Below are 19,482 nucleotides of genomic sequence, written 5' to 3'. Positions count from 1 at the left end.
CCTACCCGCGGCACCGGCGCGGGAGCCGTGAGCCCGGAGGCCCGTGCGCCCAGCGGCCTTCGCGGGCGCTGGGCGCTACTGGCTCTCGACCGACTTGTTCAACGCCGCGGCGTCGGAGTTGAGGCCCTCCAGCTCCGAGCGCAGGCCGTCGTACACGGCGATGTCCGCGTCGATGGCGGCCCGGGTGGCGTCGACGGCCTGGCTGCGGGCGAGCAGATCGGCGCGCTCCGTCTCGAACTCGGCCGTCGATCCGAAGTCGCCGCTGTCGGCGCGCGAGTTGAAGTCGTCGATCTCGACGTTGAGCGCGTCGTACTCGGCGTTGTTCGCGTCGACCCGCGCCGTGAGGTCGGCGTACATCGTCTCGATCCGGGAGACCAGGTCCTCGATGCGGTTCTCGAGATCGGTGAAGACCGCCTCGTAGCGGGCGTTCAGGCCCACGACGACGGAGCGGTCGTCGAAGAACTCGGCGTAGTGCGCCTCGAGCGCCGGCGGCAGGTCGGCCACCTCGGTCCCCAGGATCGAGTGCAGCTCGTTGACGCGCTCGCCGAGGCCGCCGGTGCGGTACAGCTCGAGGCGCTCGGCGATCGTGCCGTCCTGCGGGAGGGTCTCGTACGCGGCCTCGAGCTCGTCGCCCAGCTCGGCCTGCTCCTCCGCGTCGAGCCGCACCCACGCGGCGTGCAGCATCTCGTGGGCCGCCGTGACGTCGCGGATCCCGTCGAGGTCGGGGTTGGCGACGTCCGAGATGTAGATGCTGGTGCCGGTGTAGCAGCCGAGGACGATGTCGTCGGAGGCGCCGTAGCCGCAGAGGTCGTTGAAGCCGGCGGTCGGCTCGACCGACGGGCTCGACGCGTAGTAGAGGGCGCGGCCGCGGTCGGACATGGCGGTCCGCTCCGCGAAGCCGGCGATCGTGGGGTCGGGCGTGAACGCCTCGGCCGCTCGCCGGTCGGCCAGCGCGGTGCCGACGTCACCGGAGGAGGTGAGGACGCTCGCGGCGACCGCGGTCCCCACTCCGAACTGCGCGATCGTGAGGACGCCCGCCGCGACGGCCGCGACGATGCTCGATGCCCTGACCATGTCTCCCCCTCGGCTCCTGCGACCCTACTTGACGAGCGGGAACAGGATCGTCTCGCGGATCCCGAGGCCGGTGATCGCCATCAGGAGGCGGTCGATGCCCATGCCCATGCCGCCGGTGGGGGGCATGCCGTGCTCGAGGGCGCGGAGGAAGTCCTCGTCCAGGCGCATCGCCTCGTCGTCGCCCGCGGCGGCCTGGCGGGCCTGCTCGACGAAGCGCTCGCGCTGCACGACCGGGTCGATCAGCTCGGAGTAGCCGGTGGCCAGCTCGAAGCCGCGGACGTAGAGGTCCCACTTCTCGACGACGCCCGGGATGCTGCGGTGCGCGCGCACGAGCGGCGAGGTGTCGACGGGGAAGTCCATCACGAAGGTCGGACGCGTCAGGCCGCCCTTCACGAAGTGCTCCCACAGCTCCTCGACGTACTTGCCGTGCGTGGGGACGTGCACCTCGACGCCCTCGCGCGCGGCGAGGGTCTCGAGCTCGGCGAGCTCCGTCTCCGGCGTGATCGCGATGCCGGCTGCGAGCGACAGGCTCTCGTACATCGAGATGCGGTCCCACCGGCCGCCGAGGTCGAACTCGGTGCCGTCGGCCCAGGTGACCACGTGCGAGCCCGCGACGCCCTGCGCCGCGTTCTGGATCAGCTCCTGGGTGAGGTCGGCGATCGAGTTGTAGTCGCCGTACGCCTGGTAGGCCTCGAGCATCGCGAACTCGGGCGAGTGCGTGGAGTCGGCGCCCTCGTTGCGGAAGTTGCGGTTGATCTCGAAGACCCGGTCGATGCCGCCGACGACCGCCCGCTTGAGGTAGAGCTCGGGCGCGATGCGCAGGTACAGCTCGGTGTCGAACGCGTTCGAGTGCGTGGCGAAGGGGCGGGCGGAGGCGCCGCCGTGCATCACCTGCAGCATCGGGGTCTCGACCTCGAGGAACTCGTGCGAGGCGAAGGTGTCGCGGAGGGAGGCGTTCACGCGGGCGCGGGTGACGACCGTCTCGCGGGCCTGGGGGCGCACGATCAGGTCGAGGTAGCGCTGGCGCATCCGGGTCTCGTCGCCGAGCTCGTTGTGCAGGTTCGGCAGCGGCAGGATCGACTTCGCGGCGATCGTCCACTCCGACACCCACACGCTCAGCTCGCCGCGCTTGCTCGAGACGACCTCGCCCTCGACGAAGAGGTGGTCGCCCAGGTCGACGAGCTCCTTCCACGCCGCCAGCGACTCCTCGCCCACGTCGCCGAGCGAGACCATGGCCTGGATCCGCTCGCCGTCGCCGGCCTGCAGCGTCGCGAAGCAGAGCTTGCCCGTGTTGCGCTGGAACACCACGCGGCCCGCGAGGCCGACGCGCTCGCCGGTCTTCACGTCCGGCTCGATGCCCTCGTGGCGCGCCCGGACGGCCGCGATGGTGTCGGTGACTCCGACCGCGACGGGGTAGGCGCCGGCGCCGAGGTCGTCGCCCGCGAGCTCGAGCAGGCGCTCGCGCTTGGCGAGGCGGACGGCCTTCTGCTCGGAGGCCTCCTGCTGCGCGGCCCGCTCGGCGGCGGCCTGCTCGGAGTCGGCCTGCTCGGCGGCGGGGGTCGTGGTCTCGGGGACGTCGGGGGTGTCGGCCATGAGGGGTCGCGGTGCTTTCGGTTCGGGGCGGACGGCCGCGATCAGGCGAGCAGGATCGGGGCGTTGTCGAGGAGGCGGGTGGTGCCGACGATCGCGGCGACGAGCACGAGTGCCGGGCCGCGGTGGTCGGCGTCGACCGGGAGGAGCGTCGCGGGATCCACGACGACGAGGTAGTCCAGCTTAACGAGCGGCTCGGCGTGCGCGACGGCCTCGGCGGCCTCGATCGCCGCGGCGGCACCGCGGTCCGCGGCTTCCGCGGCGGCCGCGAGGAGGCGCGGCAGCACGAGGCCCGCGCGGCGCTGCTCCTCGTCGAGGTAGCGGTTGCGGCTGGAGCGGGCGAGCCCGTCCTCCTCCCGCACGATGCCGACGCCCTCGATCGCGACGGGCAGGTCGAGGTCGCGGACCATGCGGCGCACGAGGAACAGCTGCTGCGCGTCCTTCTGCCCGAAGACCGCGACGTCCGGCTGGGCGATGCTCAGGAGCTTGGCGACGACGGTGAGCATCCCGTCGAAGTGGCCCGGCCGCGCGCGCCCCTCGTAGAGGCCGCCGACCTCGCCCGCGACGACCCTCGTGGAGGACGGCCCGTCGGGATACATCTCGGCGACTCCCGGAGCGAAGAGGAGGTCGGCCCCGGCCGCGTCGAGCAGGGCGGTGTCGCCCTCGAGGTCGCGCGGGTAGCGGTCCAGGTCCTCGGTCGGACCGAACTGCAGCGGATTCACGAACACCGACACGACGACGACGTCGGCCAGCTCGCGCGCCCGCTCGACGAGGGCGAGGTGCCCGGCGTGCAGGGCGCCCATCGTCGGCACGAGCGCGATGCGCCGACCGGCCCGCCGCGCCTCCTGCAGCCGCTCGCGGAGGTCGCCGATGCGGTGGACGGTGCTGATCACCCGACGATGCTACCGGCGGTCCCGCGGCCGCCGGGGCCCTCGGCACCGGGACGCCGTGCTCCTCCGCGAGGCACCGCCTCCCGAGCGGCGTCCCACCCGGGGAGCGGCGTCACGAGCGGCACCGCGCGTCAGCCCGCCGCGCGGCGCAGGGCGTCGTCGACGGAGGAGCGGACGAGGCTGGAGAGGAAGAAGCCCGGCTTCTCGACGCCGATGCCCGCCAGCAGTCCCGCCGCCTGGTCGACGATCGCGGTCGAGAAGGTCGTGGCGGTCGACACGGCCTCCGCGTAGGCGGCGCGGTCCGACTCCGCCACGGTCACCGGCTCCCCGCCCATCTCGACCACCAGCGCCTGCGCGATCGGCAGCACCGGGCCCGGTGCCGACACGGCGAAGTAGGTCTCGGCGAGGCGCGCCAGGTCGAGGCTGGTGCCGCTGAAGGCCATCGCCGGGTGGACTGCCAGGGGGATGACCCCGGAGGCGAGCGCCGGCGCGAGCACCCCGTAGCCGTGCTCGGGTGCCGTGTGCAGCACCAGCTGGCCGGGCTGCCACGCTCCGGTCGCGGCGAGCCCCGCGACCAGGGCGGCGATCTCGCTCCCGGGGACGGCGACGATCACCAGCTCGCTGCGCTCGACGAGCTCGGGGATCGCGAGCACGGGGACTCCGGGGAGCAGCGCGTCGGCGCGCTCGCGGCCGCTCTCGCTGGTGGTGGCGATCCCGATCACGGCGTGGCCGGCCCCGGCGAGCGCGGCACCGAGCACCGGGCCCACGCGTCCGGCACCGATCACGCCGACGCCCAGGCGTCCGTCGCGGCGGTTCTCAGGCATGCGGCTCCCCCTCCGGAGCGGGCCAGTCGGGCAGGGCGGGTGCGGCCGCGCGCCGCCCCCACTGGTGGCTCGCGTCGCGGTCGGCGGCCCGCACTCCGGCCGTCGCGAGGCTCTCGAAGAAGGCGAGTCCGTCGGCTGCGCTCATCACCGGCACGAGCGGAGTGACGGGGCCGGCCACCGTGTGCACGCGCGCCGAGGCCAGCCCGAGCAGGCGCTGGAGCGGTCCCTGCTGGACCCCGACGCTCTGCATCCGCGCCAGGGGCACCACGGCGACCCGCCGCCAGACCGCTCCGCTGCGCAGGATCGCGACCTCGTCCGTCAGCCGGTACCCGGTCCTCCGGAACGAGAAGGGGCGGAGCCACACCGCCGAGCGCGGCGCCCGGGTGAAGCCGGCCGCGTCGCGGTGCCGGAGTGCGTCTCCGACGGGCGTCGACTCCGCTCCCTCAGCCGGTCCGGGCAGCAGGAGGGCGAGGACGCGCTCGACCGCGGCGAGGTCGCCGACGGGCAGGATCGTGGTGTTCGGCTCGCCGTTCGCCCCGCGGGAGGCCGCGTGGCCGGCGCGGTCGATCCGCACCTGCCACCAGCCGAAGGGGCGCCAGAGCAGCGGCTGCGTGATCTCGACGGCGTGGATCCGGCCGGGCGGGATCGTGTCGCTGCTGGTCGAGAGCACGCCGTAGCCGACCCGCACGCCGTCGGGCGTCGCGGCGATCGAGTACCGGAGCGAGCGCACGAACTGGCGGACGTAGTAGCTGCCCGAGCCGATCAGGCCCGGCAGGATCGCGAAGAGCACGTAGGGCGAGCCGTAGACGGCGACGAACACCACGGCGACGACCGAGGCTGCCAGGAACAGCGTGAAGCCGCTGAAGACGAGCGAGCCGAGGAGCCGGCCCGGCGGGATCGAGACGACCGACTCGGGCGGCGTCTCGTCCTGAGGCTCGCCGAACTCCTCCAGCCGCCGCGCCAGGAACCCGCCCGCGGGAGCCTCACCGTCGACCGTCGCCTCCCGCTCGCGCACCCCGGAGGCGAGCCGCAGGATGTCGCGGCGCAGGGCGTCCACCAGCCGCGAGCCGAGGTACGACAGCTGGACGTTCGCGTCCTGCCCGGCCACGCTCACCTCGAGCTTCGCGGCCCCGAACAGCCGCGCAAACAGCGGACGCTGCACCGCGATGCCCTGGATGCGGTCCAGCCGCGCCCGCCGGTTGGTCCGGAAGAGCACGCCGGAGCGCACCTCGACGAGCTCGTCCGTGATGCGGAAGGTGTGCATCCGCCAGGACAGCCAGAACGCGAAGACGGCGACCGCCAGGCCCACCGCGACCGCCAGCAGCGCCCAGCCGACGAGGCCGCGGCGCAGCAGCTCGTCGACCGGATCGCCGCTCTCGAAGCCCTCCGGCCCGGGCAGGAACAGCTCGACCAGGCGCTCGCGGAGGTTCGTGATCACGATGCCGAGGACGACCAGCAGGCCGATCCCGCCCTTGAGGACCGGGGTCGCGGGATGGAGGCGGTGCCACTCCCCGTCGGCCAGGTCCGTCTCGACGGCGCGGAGCTCGGTCACAGGCCGGCCCGGCGCGACTCGGCGAGCTCGACCAGGCGGTCGCGGAGCTCCTCCGCGTCCTGCTCGGCCAGGCCCGGGATGCTGACGCCGGTCGCCGCGGCGGCGGTGACGAAGCGGAGGTCGGCGAGGCCGAGCGCCCGGGCGAGCGGCCCGCGGTTGACGTCGATGAGCTGCATCCGCCCGTACGGCACCGACACGAAGCGCTGGAACATGATGCCGCGGCGGAAGAGGAGGTCGTCCTGGCGCAGGAGGTAGCCGTAGGCGCGCGCACGGCGCGGGGCCACGATCAGGAGGGTCACCGCGAGGGCGGCCGCGGCGGCCAGCGGGATCCAGCCCCACGGCAGGCCGATCAGCATCAGCACCACGGGCACGGCGAGCAGCAGCACGCTCGACACGACGGCCGACACGATCTCGACCGCGACGTACCGGGGCGAGACGCGGCGCCACTCCCCCGTGATGTCGAGGCGGTCCCGCCGGCGTCCCCTCGCGTCGCGGCGGGTCGTCGGCGACGCGTCCTCGGGCTCGGCGGGCATGGCGTCGTCCTCACTGCCCGCGGCGATCCGGGCGTCGGCGTCAGGCGTGGTTCACCTCGCCGACGGCGCTGTCGTCGTCGTCGCTCGGCGGGATGGTGCACAGGTGCTCGGCGACCAGGCCGGCCACCAGCAGGACGAGCGCACCCACGATGGTCGCGACGTCCTGCCACACGGAGCCTAGCGAAGGGATCGCACGGCTCAGCAGGTACACCAGGATGCCGCCGGAGGCTCCGAGCAGCAGAGCACCGACGTGGCTGGACGCCTTCGCCAGCACCACGACGCGCATCGCCCGGAACGGATCGATGGGCCGACGCAGCGTGCCCTTCGTGGCGCGGTGGATCGGGACGGCGAAGCCGAGCACGAGGGCAGCGACCACGATCAGGGTCAGCGGAACCGTCAGCGGCGGGATGAGCACGGGGCGGCCGGCGGCGGCGATCGCGAGGTCGAGGAGGAACCCCGCGACGGCCCCGGCGAGGCCGAGTCCGAGCAGGGTGCTGATGCGGGTGCGCCTCACGGGGTCCTGCTCTCGGGGTCGGCGGTGCTGCCGCGGGCGGAGTCGCGCCCCGGCCAGGTCAACCCGGCCGGGTGGTCGGTCACGCGGTCGGTCGCCCGTGCGCGCAGCTCGGCCACGGGTCCGGCCCCGGGAAGGACCGCCGCCGGCTCGACGTCGAGCCAGGGCTCGAGCACGAACGCCCGCTCGGCCGCCCGCGGGTGCGGGAGGGTCAGATGCGCGTCGTCGCGGAGCACGCCGCCGACCGCGATCACGTCGATGTCGAGTGTCCGGTCGCCCCAGCGCTCCTCGCCCTCGCCGCGGATCCGGCCGCCGGCCGATTCGATCGCCGCCGTCGCCGCGAGCAGGTCGTCGGGCTCGAGGACGGTCGAGCCGGTCACGACCGCGTTGAGGTACCCGGGCGCGTCCTCGTCGACGCCCTCGGGCTTCCACGCGGGCGACTCGACGACCTTGGACACCGCCTCGAGGCGCAGGCCCGGCGTCGTGGCGAGGGCCCGCAGCGCCTCCTCGAGGTGCGCCAGGCGGTCGCCGAGGTTGCTGCCGAGCGCGAGCACGACGTGGCGCACCGGGCGGACGCGCTCCTGCCGCGGCCTCACGAGCGGGTCCTCGTGATCTGCACGGCCACGTCCTCGAACGGCAGCGGGATCGGCGCGTCCGGCTTGTGGACGGTGATGCGGACGACGTCGGCGGCGGCGAAGCCCAGGGCCACCCGGGCGAGGCGCTCGGCCAGGGTCTCGATGAGGTCGACCGGGTCGCGGGTCACCGCGTCGGCCAGGGCGATCGCGAGCTCGCCGTAGTGCACCGTCTCGGCCAGCGCGTCGCCCTCGGCCGCCGGCGCGGTGTCGAGCCAGACCGTCGCGTCGATCACGAAGTCCTGGCCGTTCTCGCGCTCGAAGTCGAAGACGCCGTGGTGCGCGCGCACGCGCAGCCCGGTGAGGGTGATGGAGTCGCGCACGGCCAGGGCGGCGGGGTCGATCGCGGTCACGGGGTCTCCTCCTGGAGTCGGGCGGCGAGGGCCAGGGCACGGGCGGACGAGCGGACGTCGTGGACCCGGACGCCCCAGGCGCCGTGCTCGGCGGCGATGAGGCTCAGCATGGCGGAGACCTCGTCGCGCTCGGCGGCCGGGGCGCCGGCGGGGGCGAACGGAGCGAGGAACCGCTTGCGCGAGTGGCCGACCAGGACCGGGAAGCCCAGCGAGACGATCGCGTCGAGCCCGGCCAGCAGCGCCCAGTCGTGCGCCCCGACCTTCGCGAAGCCGAGGCCGGGGTCGAGCAGGAGGCGGTCGTCCCGGATCCCGGCCTCACGGGCGGCGTCGACGCGGCGCTCGAGCTCGGCGCGGACGTCCGCCACCACGTCGCCGTAGGAGGCGAGAGCGGTCATGCCCGCGCTGTGCCCGCGCCAGTGCATCGCGATGTAGACGGCGCCGCGCTCGGCGACGAGCGCGAGCATCCGCGGATCGGCGAGGCCGCCGGAGACGTCGTTGACGACGACGGCGCCGGCATCCAGGGCGGCCTCGGCCGTGGCGGCGCTCATCGTGTCGATGCTGACGCGCACCCCCTCCGCGGCGAGGGCGCGGACGACGGGCAGCACGCGGCCCTGCTCGGCGGATGAATCGACGCGCGCCGCACCGGGGCGGGTGCTCTCTCCGCCGACGTCGACCAGGTCCGCGCCGAACGCGGCGGGTCCGTCCCCGGCGGGCCGGGTCAGGTCGAGGCCGTGGCGGACGGCGTCGTCGACGGACAGCCAGCGGCCGCCGTCGCTGAACGAGTCCGGAGTGACGTTGAGGATCCCGAGGAGCGCGGCGCGACCGGTCGGCGTGAGGTCGGCGACGGTGGTGGCCACGTCACTCCCCCCGCGCGGCGCCGATCAGCGCGATGATCTCGGCGCGTGCGGCCGGGTCGGCGAGGGAGCCGCGGGCGGCGACCGTCACGGTCGAGCTCGCGGTCTGGCGCGGCCCGCGCATCCGCACGCAGCCGTGCTCGGCGTCGACCACGACGAGCACTCCCTCGGGAGCGAGGCCCTGCTCGAGCGCGTCGGCGATCTGCTCGGTCATCCGCTCCTGGATCTGCGGTCGCGACGCGACCGTCTCGACCACGCGCGGCAGCCGGCCGAGGCCGACGACCCGCTCGCGCGGCCGGTAGGCGATGTGCGCGACGCCGAGGAACGGCAGGAGGTGGTGCTCGCAGACGGAGCGGAAGGCGAGGTCGCGCACGATCACCGTCTGGTCGAGCGGCGACTCCTGGCCGCCCTCCACCACCGCGAACGTCTCGGTCAACTGGGCCGCGGCGTCGTCGTCGAACCCGCCGAAGAACTCCTCGTACGCCTCGGCGAACCGCCGCGGCGTGTCGAGGAGTCCCTCGCGGCCCGGGTCGTCCCCGATGGCCGCGAGGATCTCGGCGACGGCCGCCTCGATGCGCGCCTTGTCGACGGGCACGCGCGCGCTACGCCGTCGCGGGGCGCGGGTTGATCAGCGGCGGACGCTTCGGCGCGACCTCGTCCGCACCGGCGGAGGAGACTCCCCCGTCGGTCGCACCCGAGTCGATCGGCGCCTTGGCGACCGGGACCGCGATGGGCGGCAGGTCGGACAGGGGGCGCTTGTCGCTCGAGAGCCACTGCGGGCGCTCGTCGATGCGGCGGACGTCCTTGAAGATCTCGGCCAGCTGGTCGTGGTCGAGCGTCTCCTTCTCGAGCAGCTCCATCGCGAGGCGGTCGAGGATGTCGCGGTTGTCGTTGATGACCTGCCACGCCTCGTCGTGCGCCTGCTCGATGAGCTGGCGCGTCTCGGCATCGACCGTCTCGGCGATCTGCTCGGAGTAGTCGCGCTGGTGGCCCATGTCGCGGCCGAGGAACATCTCGCCCGACGACTGGCCGAGCTTGACCGCTCCGACGTTCGCGGACATGCCGTAGTCGGTGACCATCTTGCGGGCGATGGAGGTCGCCTTCTCGATGTCGTTCGACGCTCCGGTGGTGGGGTCGTGGAAGACGATCTCCTCCGCGACGCGGCCGCCCATCGCGTACGTGAGCTGGTCGAGGAGCTCGTTGCGGGTCGTGGAGTACTTGTCCTCCAGCGGGAGCACCATCGTGTAGCCGAGGGCGCGACCGCGCGGAAGGATCGTGACCTTGGTCACGGGGTCGGTGTGGCGCATCGCCGCCGCCGCCAGAGCGTGTCCGCCCTCGTGGTAGGCGGTGATCAGCTTCTCCTTGTCGCGCATGACCCGCGTGCGGCGCTGCGGCCCCGCGATGACGCGGTCGATGGCCTCGTCGAGCGCGCGGTTGTCGATCAGCTGCGCGTTGGAGCGGGCGGTGAGCAGCGCGGCCTCGTTGAGGACGTTGGCCAGGTCGGCGCCGGTGAAGCCCGGGGTCTTGCGGGCGACGACCTCGAGGTCGACTCCGCCGGCGAGCGGCTTGCCACGGCCGTGGACCTCGAGGATCCGCTTGCGGCCGAGCAGGTCGGGGGCGTCGACGCCGATCTGGCGGTCGAAGCGGCCCGGACGCAGCAGCGCGGGGTCGAGGATGTCGGGGCGGTTCGTCGCCGCGATCAGGATGACGTTCGTCTTGACGTCGAAGCCGTCCATCTCGACCAGCAGCTGGTTGAGGGTCTGCTCGCGTTCGTCGTGACCGCCGCCCATGCCGGCGCCGCGGTGGCGGCCGACGGCGTCGATCTCATCGACGAAGATGATGGCCGGCGAGTTCTCCTTCGCCTGCTGGAAGAGATCGCGGACACGGCTCGCGCCGACGCCGACGAACATCTCGACGAAGTCCGATCCGGAGATGGAGTAGAAGGGGACGCCCGCCTCGCCCGCGACCGCGCGCGCCAGCAGGGTCTTGCCGGTGCCGGGAGGGCCGTAGAGCAGGACGCCCTTCGGGATGCGGGCGCCGACGGCCTGGAACTTCGCGGGCTCCTTGAGGAACTCCTTGATCTCGTGCAGCTCCTCGATCGCCTCGTCGGCGCCGGCGACATCGCCGAACGTGACCTTGGGCGACTCCTTCGAGACGAGCTTCGCCTTCGACTTGCCGAACTGCATGACGCGGTTGCCGCCGCCCTGCATGCCCGAGAGCATCAGCCAGAAGAACGCGCCGATCAGCAGGATGGGGAGCAGGAAGCCGAGAGCCGAGAGGAACCAGTTGGTCTGCGGGACCTCGTCGTTGTAGCCGGTGCTGCCGAGATCGGCCGCGGACACCGCGTCGACGACCTCTGCGCCGCGAGGGGCCACGTAGTAGAACTGCACCTGCGTGCCGTTGTCGCCGTCGGCCTGCTTGAGCGTGAGATCGACGCGCTGCTCGCCGTCCACGATCTTCGCCGAATCGACCTTGCCGTCCTTCAGGAGGTCGAGACCCTCCTGCGTCGTGACCGGCCGGAAGCCGGACATGGTGATCAGCGAGGAGCCGATCCACACCGCGACGATCGCCAGGACGACGTAGAGGATGGGACCCCGGAAGATGCGCTTCACGTTCATGCTTGTTGCGGGTGCGACACCCGGCGCCTTTCTGACGAGGAGATTGTGCCTGCCAGGCTACCTCCCGCACTCTGAGCGCCGCCCACGCGTTCGCCGTGGGCCGAACGGCCGCGGGCGGTGTCGTCTGGCGGGGATGCGGCGGGCCGCATCCCCGCGCGCGGTCGGCTTCGCGAGATGGTGCGTTCCGCAGAGCGGGGTGCGTCGGACTGCCGGGAAACGCTGGCACGCGTTTCCCGGTCCGCGTCCTCTGCCTTGCGGGTGGAGGCGGGTGCTCCACGGGCAGGGCGCGCCGCGAGAACGCAGGAGTTGTCGCACTCGAGCTCGACAGCGACGACTACTGCGGTCTCGGGAAGGAGGCGAAGGTGTCCGAGCGGGGCGCGCCGCGAGAACGCAGGAGTTGTCGCACTCGAGCTCGACAGCGACGACTACTGCGGTCTCGGGGGGGGCGAAGGTGTTCGAGCGGGGCGCGCCGCGAGAACGCAGGAGTTGTCGCACTCGAGCTCGACAGCGACGACTACTGCGGTCTAGGAGGGGGCGAAGGTGTCCGAGCGGGGCCGCCGCGAGAAGGGGCAGCAGGCGCGGACGGACCGGGACCGCCCGGCCGGGTCAGGCCGACTCGAGGAGGGGCTCCGGGTCGCGGAGGGCGGGCACGAGGCCACGGCGGCGGCGGGCGGCGGCCAGCACGGTCACGGCGAGCGCCCCGACCAGCCAGAGCACGAGCACCAGGACCGCGTGCGCGACTCCGATGCTGCCGCCGGCGATCAGCGAGCGGAACGCCTCCACCGTCCAGGTCAGCGGCAGCACGCCGTGGATCGCCTGGAAGAAGGCGGGCGCGGTCTCGACCGGGTAGGTGCCTCCGGCCGAGGACAGCTGCAACACGATCATCAGCAGCGCCAGGAACCGGCCCGGGGCGTCCAGCAGCGCGATCAGCGCCTGGTTGATCGCCACGAAGGTGAGGCTCGTGAGCACGGCGATCCCGATCAGCCCGGGCAGGTTCGACGCCTCGACGCCCACTCCGAAGCGGATGACGAGCGCGGCCAGGACGCTTTGGGCGACCGCCATCAGCGCACCGGGCAGGTAGCTGCGCAGCGCGATGACCCAGGCGGGACGGCGCGCGGCGAGGAGGCGGGAGCTGAGCGGGGCGCTCATCAGGTAGAAGGCGAGCGCGCCGACCCAGAGCGCGAGCGCCATGAAGTAGGGGGCGAGGCCGTAGCCGTAGGACGGCACGCGGTTCATCCGCTCGGCGTCGATCCCGACCGGGGCGGCCGCGACGGTGCTGAGCTCCTGAGCCTGCTCGCCGGTGTAGGTGGGCACGTCGTCCGCGCCGTCCGAGAGCTTCGTGTCGAGGGTGCGCGATCCGGAGGCGAGCGAGTCGATCCCGTCGGCGAGGTCCTGCGAACCGGTGGCCGCGTCGGCCGAGCCGGTCGCGGCGGTCTCGGCGCCGTCCGCGAGGTCCGAGGCGCCCGTCGCGAGGGCGGCCGTCCCGGAGGCGAGGTCGGAGGCGCCGGCGGCCGCGGAGGCGATTCCGCTGGTGAGCGGGCCGACCGCGCCGGAGAGGGTGTCCACTCCGCCGGCGACCTGCGCGGCTCCGCCGTCGAGGGTCGCAGCTCCCTGGGCGAGGGCCTGCGCACCGGTCTGCAGCTTCTGGGCGCCGTCTGCGGCGGAGGTCGCCCCGGTGGACAGAGCGGCGGTGCCGGTCGCGAGGTCGGCGACTCCGCCCGAGACCGTGGCGGCACCGGCGGCGAGCGCCGTCAGTCCGCTGCCGTCGTCGCCGACGAGCGCGGTCGCACCGGAGGCGAGCGTCTGCGCGCCCGCGTCCGCCGAGGCGGCTCCGCCCGCGAGAGCGGCCGCACCCTGCTCGAGGGCGGTCAGTTCGGCCACGCGCTGGGCGTCGGACAGCGAGTCGTACCGCGAGAGCAGGGAGGCGAGGCCGGAGTCGACGCCGGTCGCCCCGGTGGCGAGTTGCGGAGTGGCGGTCGCGAGCGCTCCCGCGCCGGTCGCGAGCTGCTGGGCTCCTGCGAGGGCCTTCCCCGCTCCGTCGGAGAGGGAGGCGGACCCGGTGGCCAGCGCCTCGGCGCCGGACGCCGCCGAGGCCGCGCCGTCCTTCAGGGTCGACGTCCCCGCGGCGAGGTCGGTGGCGCCCGAGGCGAGCGACGCCGCTCCGCCGTCGAGCTGCTGGGCGCCGTCGGCGACCGTGCGGGCTCCCGTGTCGAGCGCCGCCGCCTGGTCGGGCAGCTGCCCGGTCCCGCTCGCGATCCGCTGGAGTCCCGACGAGAGGTCGGACGCTCCGGAGGCCGCGCTCCCCGCGCCCGAGCGGAGGGAGTCGGCGCCGGTCGCCAGCTGCGCGGTGCCGTCCTGCAGCTGCGCGAGCCCGACGACCAGCTCGGAGGAGCCGGACGCGGCGGTCCCGGCGCCGTCCGCCAGCTGAGCGGCGCCGTCGGCCGCCTGCTCGAGGCTCGAGTGCACATCGGTGAAGCCGAGGTAGACGTTCTCGAGGTAGGTCGCGCCGACCTTCTCCTCCAGCGTCTTCGTCACGGTGGTGCCGATGGTGGAGGCGATGTTGCCGACGATCAGGTTGGCCGCGTCGTTCGTCTCGATCGACAGCTTCGCCTGCACGGCCGCGGCGGGGTCGTCGCCGCCGACAGAGGCGACGTCGGCCGAGAAGCCGGCCGGCACCGTCAGCACGGCGAGGACGTCGCCGGAGGCGAGCTCACGGGACGCCTCGTCGGCACCGGTCGCCGTCCAGGCGAAGTCCGAGCCGGACGTGTCGGTGGTGAGCTGCTCGGTCAGGTCGTCGCCGAGGGCGAGCGCGGAGCCGTCCGAGGCAGTCGCGCCGGTGTCCTCGTTGACGATCGCGGCGGGCACCGTGTCGAGGTGGTGCGTGGGATCGAGGTTGGCCGAGGTCAGCAGTCCCGCGTAGATCAGCGGGATGAGCGCGATCGCGGCGAAGACGACGACGAGGCGCGGGTTCACGGCGCGCAGGGCGCGGCGGAGCGGGGAGGTGGTCATGGTCCTTCTACTTCGTGGAGTGCAGGGCGGCGAGCCGCGGCGAGGCGACTCCGGTGACGAGGAGCTCGGCGATGTCGGCGGAGGCCGAGGCCACGGGACGGCGGGCGTCGCCGTCGAGGAGCCAGCCGACGACCAGCCAGGTGGTGCCGGCGGCGAGGAGGACGGCGAAGCGCTCGACGCGGGCGTGGTCGCCGCCGCCCGATCCGCGCTCGGCGAGGGGCGAGAAGGCGAGGAGCCGCTGCGCGAGGAACGCGACGACCGACTCCTGCACGGCGCGGGCCGTGCCTCCGCTCAGCACGCGGCGGTAGAAGTCGGCGTGCACGAGCAGGCCCTCGAGGAGCCCGCGGACGATGCGGGGGACCGCGCCCTCCCAGTCCGCGGGGGCGGTGCCGGGAGCGACGTCGCCGAACAGCGCGTGCATCCGCTCCACCGCGGCGGCCTCGATCAGGGACGGCACATCGCCGAAGTGCTGGTAGAACGTGGGGCGGCTGACGCCCGCGGCGCCGCAGAGCTCCGTGATGGAGGGCTGGTCGTCGCCCGGGCGGTCGAGGGCCGTCGTGATCGAGGCGAGCAGGAGCTCGCGCGAGCGGGTGAGCCGCGGATCGGTCACGGGGTCCTTCTTCCCGGCGCGAGGAGCGCCTTCTTTACGTCCGTCAGATAACTTACAACCGTAAAGAAGAGCGCGCAAGCGTCAGGAGGAGGGCGGCTCCGGGAGCAGCGTCGAGATGGCGGACGTGTCGACGATCACCGAGTCGTGCGGAGTCAGTCCCGGGCTCCGGGGCGTCGGCACCGGCAGGCGCACGAGCAGGGCGCCCGGATCCACGCCGAAGCGCCCGGAGCGGGTGCGGCCGACCGGATCGCCGTCCAGCTCGGCGAGCACCGGCTGGTCGAGCTCGAACGAGAACTCGCGGCCGGGCCACTGCCGGAGCGAGGCGAGCCCGTTGCGGTTGCCGGTCGCCACGTCCAGCGCGAGGCCGAAGCGCCGACGCAGCAGCACCAGCTCCAGGTCGCCGTCGTCGAGCACGGCTCCGGCGGCCAGCTCGATGTTCGCGACCACGGAGCTGCAGTTGCAGGCCAGCACCATGAAGCAGCGCTGCGGAGGCTCCTCCGCGCCGTCGATCGTGAGGGTCACCTCGAATCCGGCCTTGAACATCGCCGGCGCCCCCGCCGCGAAGTAGGCGCCCCAGCCCACCCGCTTCTTCAGCTCCTCGTCCGTCTTGTCCATGATCTCGGCGTCCAGGCCCACCCCGCCCATCACCATGAACACCCGCTCCTCGCCGTCGTCGAACGCGGCCGTGCCCACGTCGATGGCGCGGTCCTGCCCGAGCAGGGCGATCTCGACCGCCTCGGGCAGCGAGCCGAGCGGGATCCCGAGGTTCCGCGCGAGGAGGTTGCCCGTGCCGCTGGGCAGCAGGCCGTAGGGGACGCCGGTCCCCCGCAGCACCGTGGCGACGGCGCGGACGGTGCCGTCGCCTCCCATCGAGCAGACCAGGTCCGGGCCCGCCTCGAGTGCGGCGCGGGCCGCGGCGGCACCGGAGTCGCCCGGGCTGGTCTCGAACCAGAGCGGCTCGTTCCAGCCGTGGCGGCGCGCGATCGTCGCGACCAGGTCCTCCGCGGCGCCGACGTCGTCGAACTTGCTCGGGTTGATCACGACGGCGACGGTGCGCTTCTCGGGTGCCTTCACCCCGTCAGTCTGACGGCACCGGCGACCGGTCCAGTCGCGCTGACGCCTCCAGGGCGAGCACGGCGCCGATCTCGGCCGAGAGCGTGGCGGGCAGCGACGGAGGCGCGTCCCAGCGGGGCCCGGCCAGCAGCACGCCGCGGCGGACGCTCGAGCTCTGCAGCGCGGCGACGCTGCCGGCGACGAAGCCGCGGAGGCGGGCGGCCACCGCGGGCGCGACTCCGCTCGTCGTGGCGAGGTCGACGAGGTGCCGGTAGGCGATGCCGCCGAACAGGGCACCGTCCCCCGATCCCTGGTCGACGAAGACGCCGTCGGGGGCGAGCCGGTCCAGCAGGTCCTCGGCCGTGCGGGAGGCGTGGGCGACCAGGCGGGGGTCGGGCCGCAGGCGGTGCAGGGCGAGCGCCGCGCCGATGTAGACGGCGTGGTTGTAGCTGAAGGCCCAGTCGTCGCGCGCGGAGCCTCCCTCGCGGCCGATGCCGTCTGCGACGAAGCCGGTGTCGTCGTCGCGGAGGCGCACGTGCATCCAGTCGAGGGCGGCGCGCGAGAGCTCCTCCCGGCCGTCGGGCCGCAGCCGCTCCAGGCGCGCGCCGAGGATCGCGAACGGGCCGTTCGCGGGCGCGTTCTTGTAGTCCAGCTGCCGGCGGCGCCAGGCGAGGCTCGCCCCGTGGCGGAGGTTCCAGCCCTTCGCGACGGCGAAGCGCCACAGGCGGTCGGCCCGGTCGAGGAAGCGCGGGTCGCCCGAGGCCTCCCCGAGGCGGGCGAGCGCGCCACCGAGCCACATCATGTCGTCGAAGTAGCCGTTGACCAGGCGCCCGCCGTTGCGGAGGCGGATCGCGCGATGGATCCGCCGGGCCCGCTCCAGGTGCGCCTCGTCGCCCGTGCGCTCGAAGGCGTCGACGGCCGCGTCGATCGCGTGCGCGAGCCACCAGTAGTTGAACTCGAGGTCGGCCCGCAGCGAGGTCGGGTAGCTCATGTGGTAGCCCAGCAGGGGCACCGCGAAGAGCCGCTCGAGGCTCTCCTGCGCGGTGTCCGCGGGGCTACTCGTAGACGTGCGGGGCGAGGACGGCGACATCGCGGAGGTTGCGGTAGCGCTCGGCGTAGTCGAGCCCGTAGCCGATCACGAACTCGTTCGGGATGTCGAAGCCGACGTAGGCCACGTCGACCTCGACCTTGGCGGCCGCGGGCTTGCGGAAGAGCGCGCAGATCTCGACGGACTCGGCGCCGCGGCTGCGGAGATTGCCTTGCAGCCACGAGAGCGTGAGGCCGGAGTCGATGATGTCCTCGACGATCAGCACCTTGCGGTTCGTGATGTCGGAGTCGAGGTCCTTCAGGATCCGCACGACGCCGGAGGACTTGGTGCCGCTCCCGTAGGACGAGACGGCCATCCAGTCCATGACGATGTCGAGCTTGAGCTCGCGGGCCAGATCGGCCATCACCATCACGGCGCCGCGCAGCACCCCGACGATGAGCAAATTCTCGCCCGCGTAGTCGCGCTCGATGGCGCGGGCCAGGGCGCGGATCCGCTCGTGGATCTCGGCCTCGGTGTAGAGGACCTCGGTGATGTCGTCGGCGATGTCGGCTGCTTCCACCCGGCCACTCTACGGGTGACCGACCCCCCTCTCCCCTCCGCGAGACTCCGCTCCGGTACACCTCCGTCGGCGAGTCGCGTGCCGGAGCGGCATCTCGCGGGGAGGGGTCGGGCGTCTCGCGGGGACCGGCGTCGCGGGGACAGGGTCAGGGGGAGGCGGGTGCGGGGTCAGGGGGCCGCGGGTGCGAAGACGAGGGTGGTGCCGCGGCGGGTGGCGAGGACGCCGGGGAGGTCGACGCCCTTCTGGCCGTGCCAGTCGGTGACCAGCGCGGCGACCGCCAGCGTCTGCGAGCGCGAGAGCGCGACTCCGAACTCGTTCGCCACGACCAGGCGGATGATCCGCTGCCGCAGCGCCGGCGGGTCCGCGGCGAGCCCGCGCGCGTCGACCGTGACGTGCCCCGCCTCGTCCTGGCCCACCAGCTCGAGCGCCCAGTCGAGGGCGAGCGCGTCGAGCGCGTCCCCGTCCTCCCGCAGCTGCTCGGCGGTGCGCGCCAGAGCCTGCGCCACTCCCGGCCCCAGCTCGTCCTCCAGCACGGGCAGCACGCGGTTCCGCACCCGGACCCGCGAGTAGCGGGGGTCGTCGTTGTGCGGGTCGTCCCACGGCACGAGCCCCTGGTCGGAGCAGGCGAGGCGGGTCGTCTCGCGCCGCAGGCCGAGGAGCGGCCGCCTCAGCGGCCCGCTGACCGGCGCCATCCCGTGCAGCGAGGCCGCACCGGCTCCGCGGGCGAGCCCCAGCAGCACCGTCTCGGCCTGGTCGTCGAGGGTGTGGCCCAGGAGGATCGCGGCGGCGCCCGTCGCGGTCAGCGCGTCGTCGAAGGCGCGGTAGCGCGCGCTGCGGGCGGCCGCCTCCGGACCGCCCTCGGCGGACACCGTCACCACCTCGCGCAGCACCGGCGCGAGCCCCAGCCCGTGCGCCTGCTCCGCGGCCCGCCGCGCGACCTCCGCCGACGCCTCCTGCAGCCCGTGGTCGACGATCACCGCGCCGGCCCGCCTCCCGCCCCGCGGGGCCTCGAAGGCGACCGCCGCCGCGAGCGCGAGCGAGTCCGCTCCCCCGCTCAGCGCGACCAGCACGAGCGCTCCGGGGTCGAGCCCGTCGAGGCTCTCGCGCACCGCCCGCCGCAGATCGGCGACAGCGGGGGTCAGGCGGGGGCGATCGGGCACATCAAGTAACGTAATGCCAGCGATCCGCCCCTCCCGCGCGCGCACCCGCGCGAGCGTTCCGGAGGCCGATCCGTCCGCCGATGCGCCGCTCACGGCGCCACCGACTCAAGGAGAGAGCATGGCCGCATACGACGTCGTCGTCGAGATCCCCAAGGGGAGCCGCAACAAGTACGAGGTCGACCACGAGACCGGTCGCGTCTACCTCGACCGCGTGCTCTTCACCTCCTTCGTCTACCCGACGGACTACGGGTACTTCGAGAACACCCTCGGCCTCGACGGCGACCCGGTCGACGCGCTGGTGCTGCTCGAGTACCCCGTCTTCCCGGGCGTGGGCGTCTCCGTCCGCCCGGTCGGCGTGCTCAACATGAGCGACGAGGCCGGCTCCGACGCGAAGGTGATCGTGGTCCCCGCGAAGGACCCGCGCTGGCAGCACATCCAGGACATCGGCGACGTCCCGGAGCAGACGAAGAACGAGATCAAGCACTTCTTCGAGCGCTACAAGGACCTCGAGCCCGGCAAGTGGGTCAAGGTCGACGCGTGGGGCGACGCCGCCGAGGCGGAGCAGATCGTCCAGGACGGCATCAAGAAGCTGGCCGAAGAGGGTCACTGACC

19 protein-coding genes are annotated in these 19,482 nt (G+C 73.7%); 1 reads left to right on the top strand and 18 read right to left on the bottom strand.

The annotated features are described in order from the left end of the window. Positions 1-75 precede the first annotated feature (75 nt). The 18 genes from C5C53_RS01820 to tilS form a co-directional block, all read right to left on the bottom strand. A complete protein-coding gene (locus C5C53_RS01820) occupies positions 76-1,074 on the bottom strand; it encodes a hypothetical protein (RefSeq protein ID WP_104255539.1) in 999 nt (332 codons plus the stop codon). A gap of 24 nt (positions 1,075-1,098) precedes the next feature. Then, positions 1,099-2,667, bottom strand: a complete 1,569-nt coding sequence (gene lysS / locus C5C53_RS01815; RefSeq protein ID WP_104266661.1) for a lysine--tRNA ligase — start codon at positions 2,665-2,667, stop codon at positions 1,099-1,101. Between the two features lie 41 nt (positions 2,668-2,708). Further along, positions 2,709-3,557 (bottom strand): pantoate--beta-alanine ligase, encoded by an 849-nt coding sequence (gene panC, locus C5C53_RS01810; RefSeq protein WP_104266660.1) that lies wholly within the window; start codon positions 3,555-3,557, stop codon positions 2,709-2,711. 128 nt (positions 3,558-3,685) lie between these two features. Further along, positions 3,686-4,378: a Rossmann-like and DUF2520 domain-containing protein gene (locus tag C5C53_RS01805; protein WP_104224097.1), complete on the bottom strand. Its 693-nt coding sequence runs from the start codon at positions 4,376-4,378 to the stop codon at positions 3,686-3,688. Then, positions 4,371-5,930: a PH domain-containing protein gene (locus C5C53_RS01800; RefSeq protein WP_104266659.1), complete on the bottom strand. Its 1,560-nt coding sequence runs from the start codon at positions 5,928-5,930 to the stop codon at positions 4,371-4,373. Before C5C53_RS01800 ends, C5C53_RS01805 begins: the two co-directional genes overlap by 8 nt. Beyond that, complete coding sequence (locus C5C53_RS01795) at positions 5,927-6,463, bottom strand: PH domain-containing protein (RefSeq protein ID WP_104234302.1); 537 nt, start codon at positions 6,461-6,463, stop codon at positions 5,927-5,929. The genes C5C53_RS01800 and C5C53_RS01795 overlap by 4 nt, the downstream gene beginning before the upstream one ends. 40 nt (positions 6,464-6,503) lie before the next feature. Further along, positions 6,504-6,977 (bottom strand): DUF3180 domain-containing protein, encoded by a 474-nt coding sequence (locus C5C53_RS01790; protein ID WP_104238407.1) that lies wholly within the window; start codon positions 6,975-6,977, stop codon positions 6,504-6,506. Beyond that, positions 6,974-7,570 (bottom strand): 2-amino-4-hydroxy-6-hydroxymethyldihydropteridine diphosphokinase, encoded by a 597-nt coding sequence (folK, locus tag C5C53_RS01785; RefSeq protein WP_104266658.1) that lies wholly within the window; start codon positions 7,568-7,570, stop codon positions 6,974-6,976. Before folK ends, C5C53_RS01790 begins: the two co-directional genes overlap by 4 nt. Then, positions 7,567-7,959 (bottom strand): dihydroneopterin aldolase, encoded by a 393-nt coding sequence (gene folB, locus C5C53_RS01780; RefSeq protein ID WP_104347803.1) that lies wholly within the window; start codon positions 7,957-7,959, stop codon positions 7,567-7,569. Before folB ends, folK begins: the two co-directional genes overlap by 4 nt. Further along, positions 7,956-8,816: a dihydropteroate synthase gene (gene folP, locus C5C53_RS01775; RefSeq protein WP_104266657.1), complete on the bottom strand. Its 861-nt coding sequence runs from the start codon at positions 8,814-8,816 to the stop codon at positions 7,956-7,958. The genes folB and folP overlap by 4 nt, the downstream gene beginning before the upstream one ends. 1 nt (position 8,817) lies before the next feature. After that, complete coding sequence (folE, locus tag C5C53_RS01770) at positions 8,818-9,408, bottom strand: GTP cyclohydrolase I FolE (RefSeq protein ID WP_104224103.1); 591 nt, start codon at positions 9,406-9,408, stop codon at positions 8,818-8,820. Positions 9,409-9,415: 7 nt separating this feature from the next. Beyond that, positions 9,416-11,431, bottom strand: coding sequence for an ATP-dependent zinc metalloprotease FtsH (ftsH, locus tag C5C53_RS01765; RefSeq protein WP_104224104.1), 2,016 nt, complete (start codon positions 11,429-11,431; stop codon positions 9,416-9,418). A 606-nt stretch (positions 11,432-12,037) separates the two neighbouring features. Then, positions 12,038-14,440 (bottom strand): YhgE/Pip domain-containing protein, encoded by a 2,403-nt coding sequence (locus tag C5C53_RS01760; RefSeq protein ID WP_104266656.1) that lies wholly within the window; start codon positions 14,438-14,440, stop codon positions 12,038-12,040. 7 nt (positions 14,441-14,447) lie between these two features. Then, the gene (locus tag C5C53_RS01755; RefSeq protein ID WP_104266655.1) at positions 14,448-15,050 is read right to left on the bottom strand and encodes a TetR/AcrR family transcriptional regulator; all 603 of its coding nucleotides are present in this window, start codon (positions 15,048-15,050) and stop codon (positions 14,448-14,450) included. 81 nt (positions 15,051-15,131) lie between these two features. Beyond that, on the bottom strand, positions 15,132-16,124 hold the full coding sequence (locus C5C53_RS01750) for a diacylglycerol kinase family protein (protein WP_104226014.1): 993 nt from the start codon (positions 16,122-16,124) through the stop codon (positions 15,132-15,134). Positions 16,125-16,128: 4 nt separating this feature from the next. Continuing rightward, on the bottom strand, positions 16,129-17,115 hold the full coding sequence (locus C5C53_RS01745) for a glycoside hydrolase family 76 protein (protein WP_181127694.1): 987 nt from the start codon (positions 17,113-17,115) through the stop codon (positions 16,129-16,131). Between the two features lie 43 nt (positions 17,116-17,158). Continuing rightward, positions 17,159-17,710 carry a hypoxanthine phosphoribosyltransferase gene (gene hpt / locus C5C53_RS01740; protein WP_104238400.1) on the bottom strand — a complete coding sequence of 184 codons (552 nt, stop codon included), beginning with the start codon at positions 17,708-17,710 and terminating at the stop codon, positions 17,159-17,161. A 167-nt stretch (positions 17,711-17,877) separates the two neighbouring features. Then, a complete protein-coding gene (gene tilS / locus C5C53_RS01735) occupies positions 17,878-18,870 on the bottom strand; it encodes a tRNA lysidine(34) synthetase TilS (RefSeq protein ID WP_104266653.1) in 993 nt (330 codons plus the stop codon). A 118-nt stretch (positions 18,871-18,988) separates the two neighbouring features. On the opposite strand from tilS, the gene ppa reads away from it, so the two are divergent. Beyond that, on the top strand, positions 18,989-19,480 hold the full coding sequence (gene ppa / locus C5C53_RS01730) for an inorganic diphosphatase (protein ID WP_068255683.1): 492 nt from the start codon (positions 18,989-18,991) through the stop codon (positions 19,478-19,480). Positions 19,481-19,482: the final 2 nt, after the last annotated feature.

It is taken from the genome of Rathayibacter sp. AY1E3, assembly GCF_002932235.1.
In the GTDB taxonomy this organism is placed as follows: domain Bacteria; phylum Actinomycetota; class Actinomycetes; order Actinomycetales; family Microbacteriaceae; genus Rathayibacter.
Note: the sequence above shows the minus strand (reverse complement) of the source record. Positions and strands in the feature narration are given on the sequence as shown.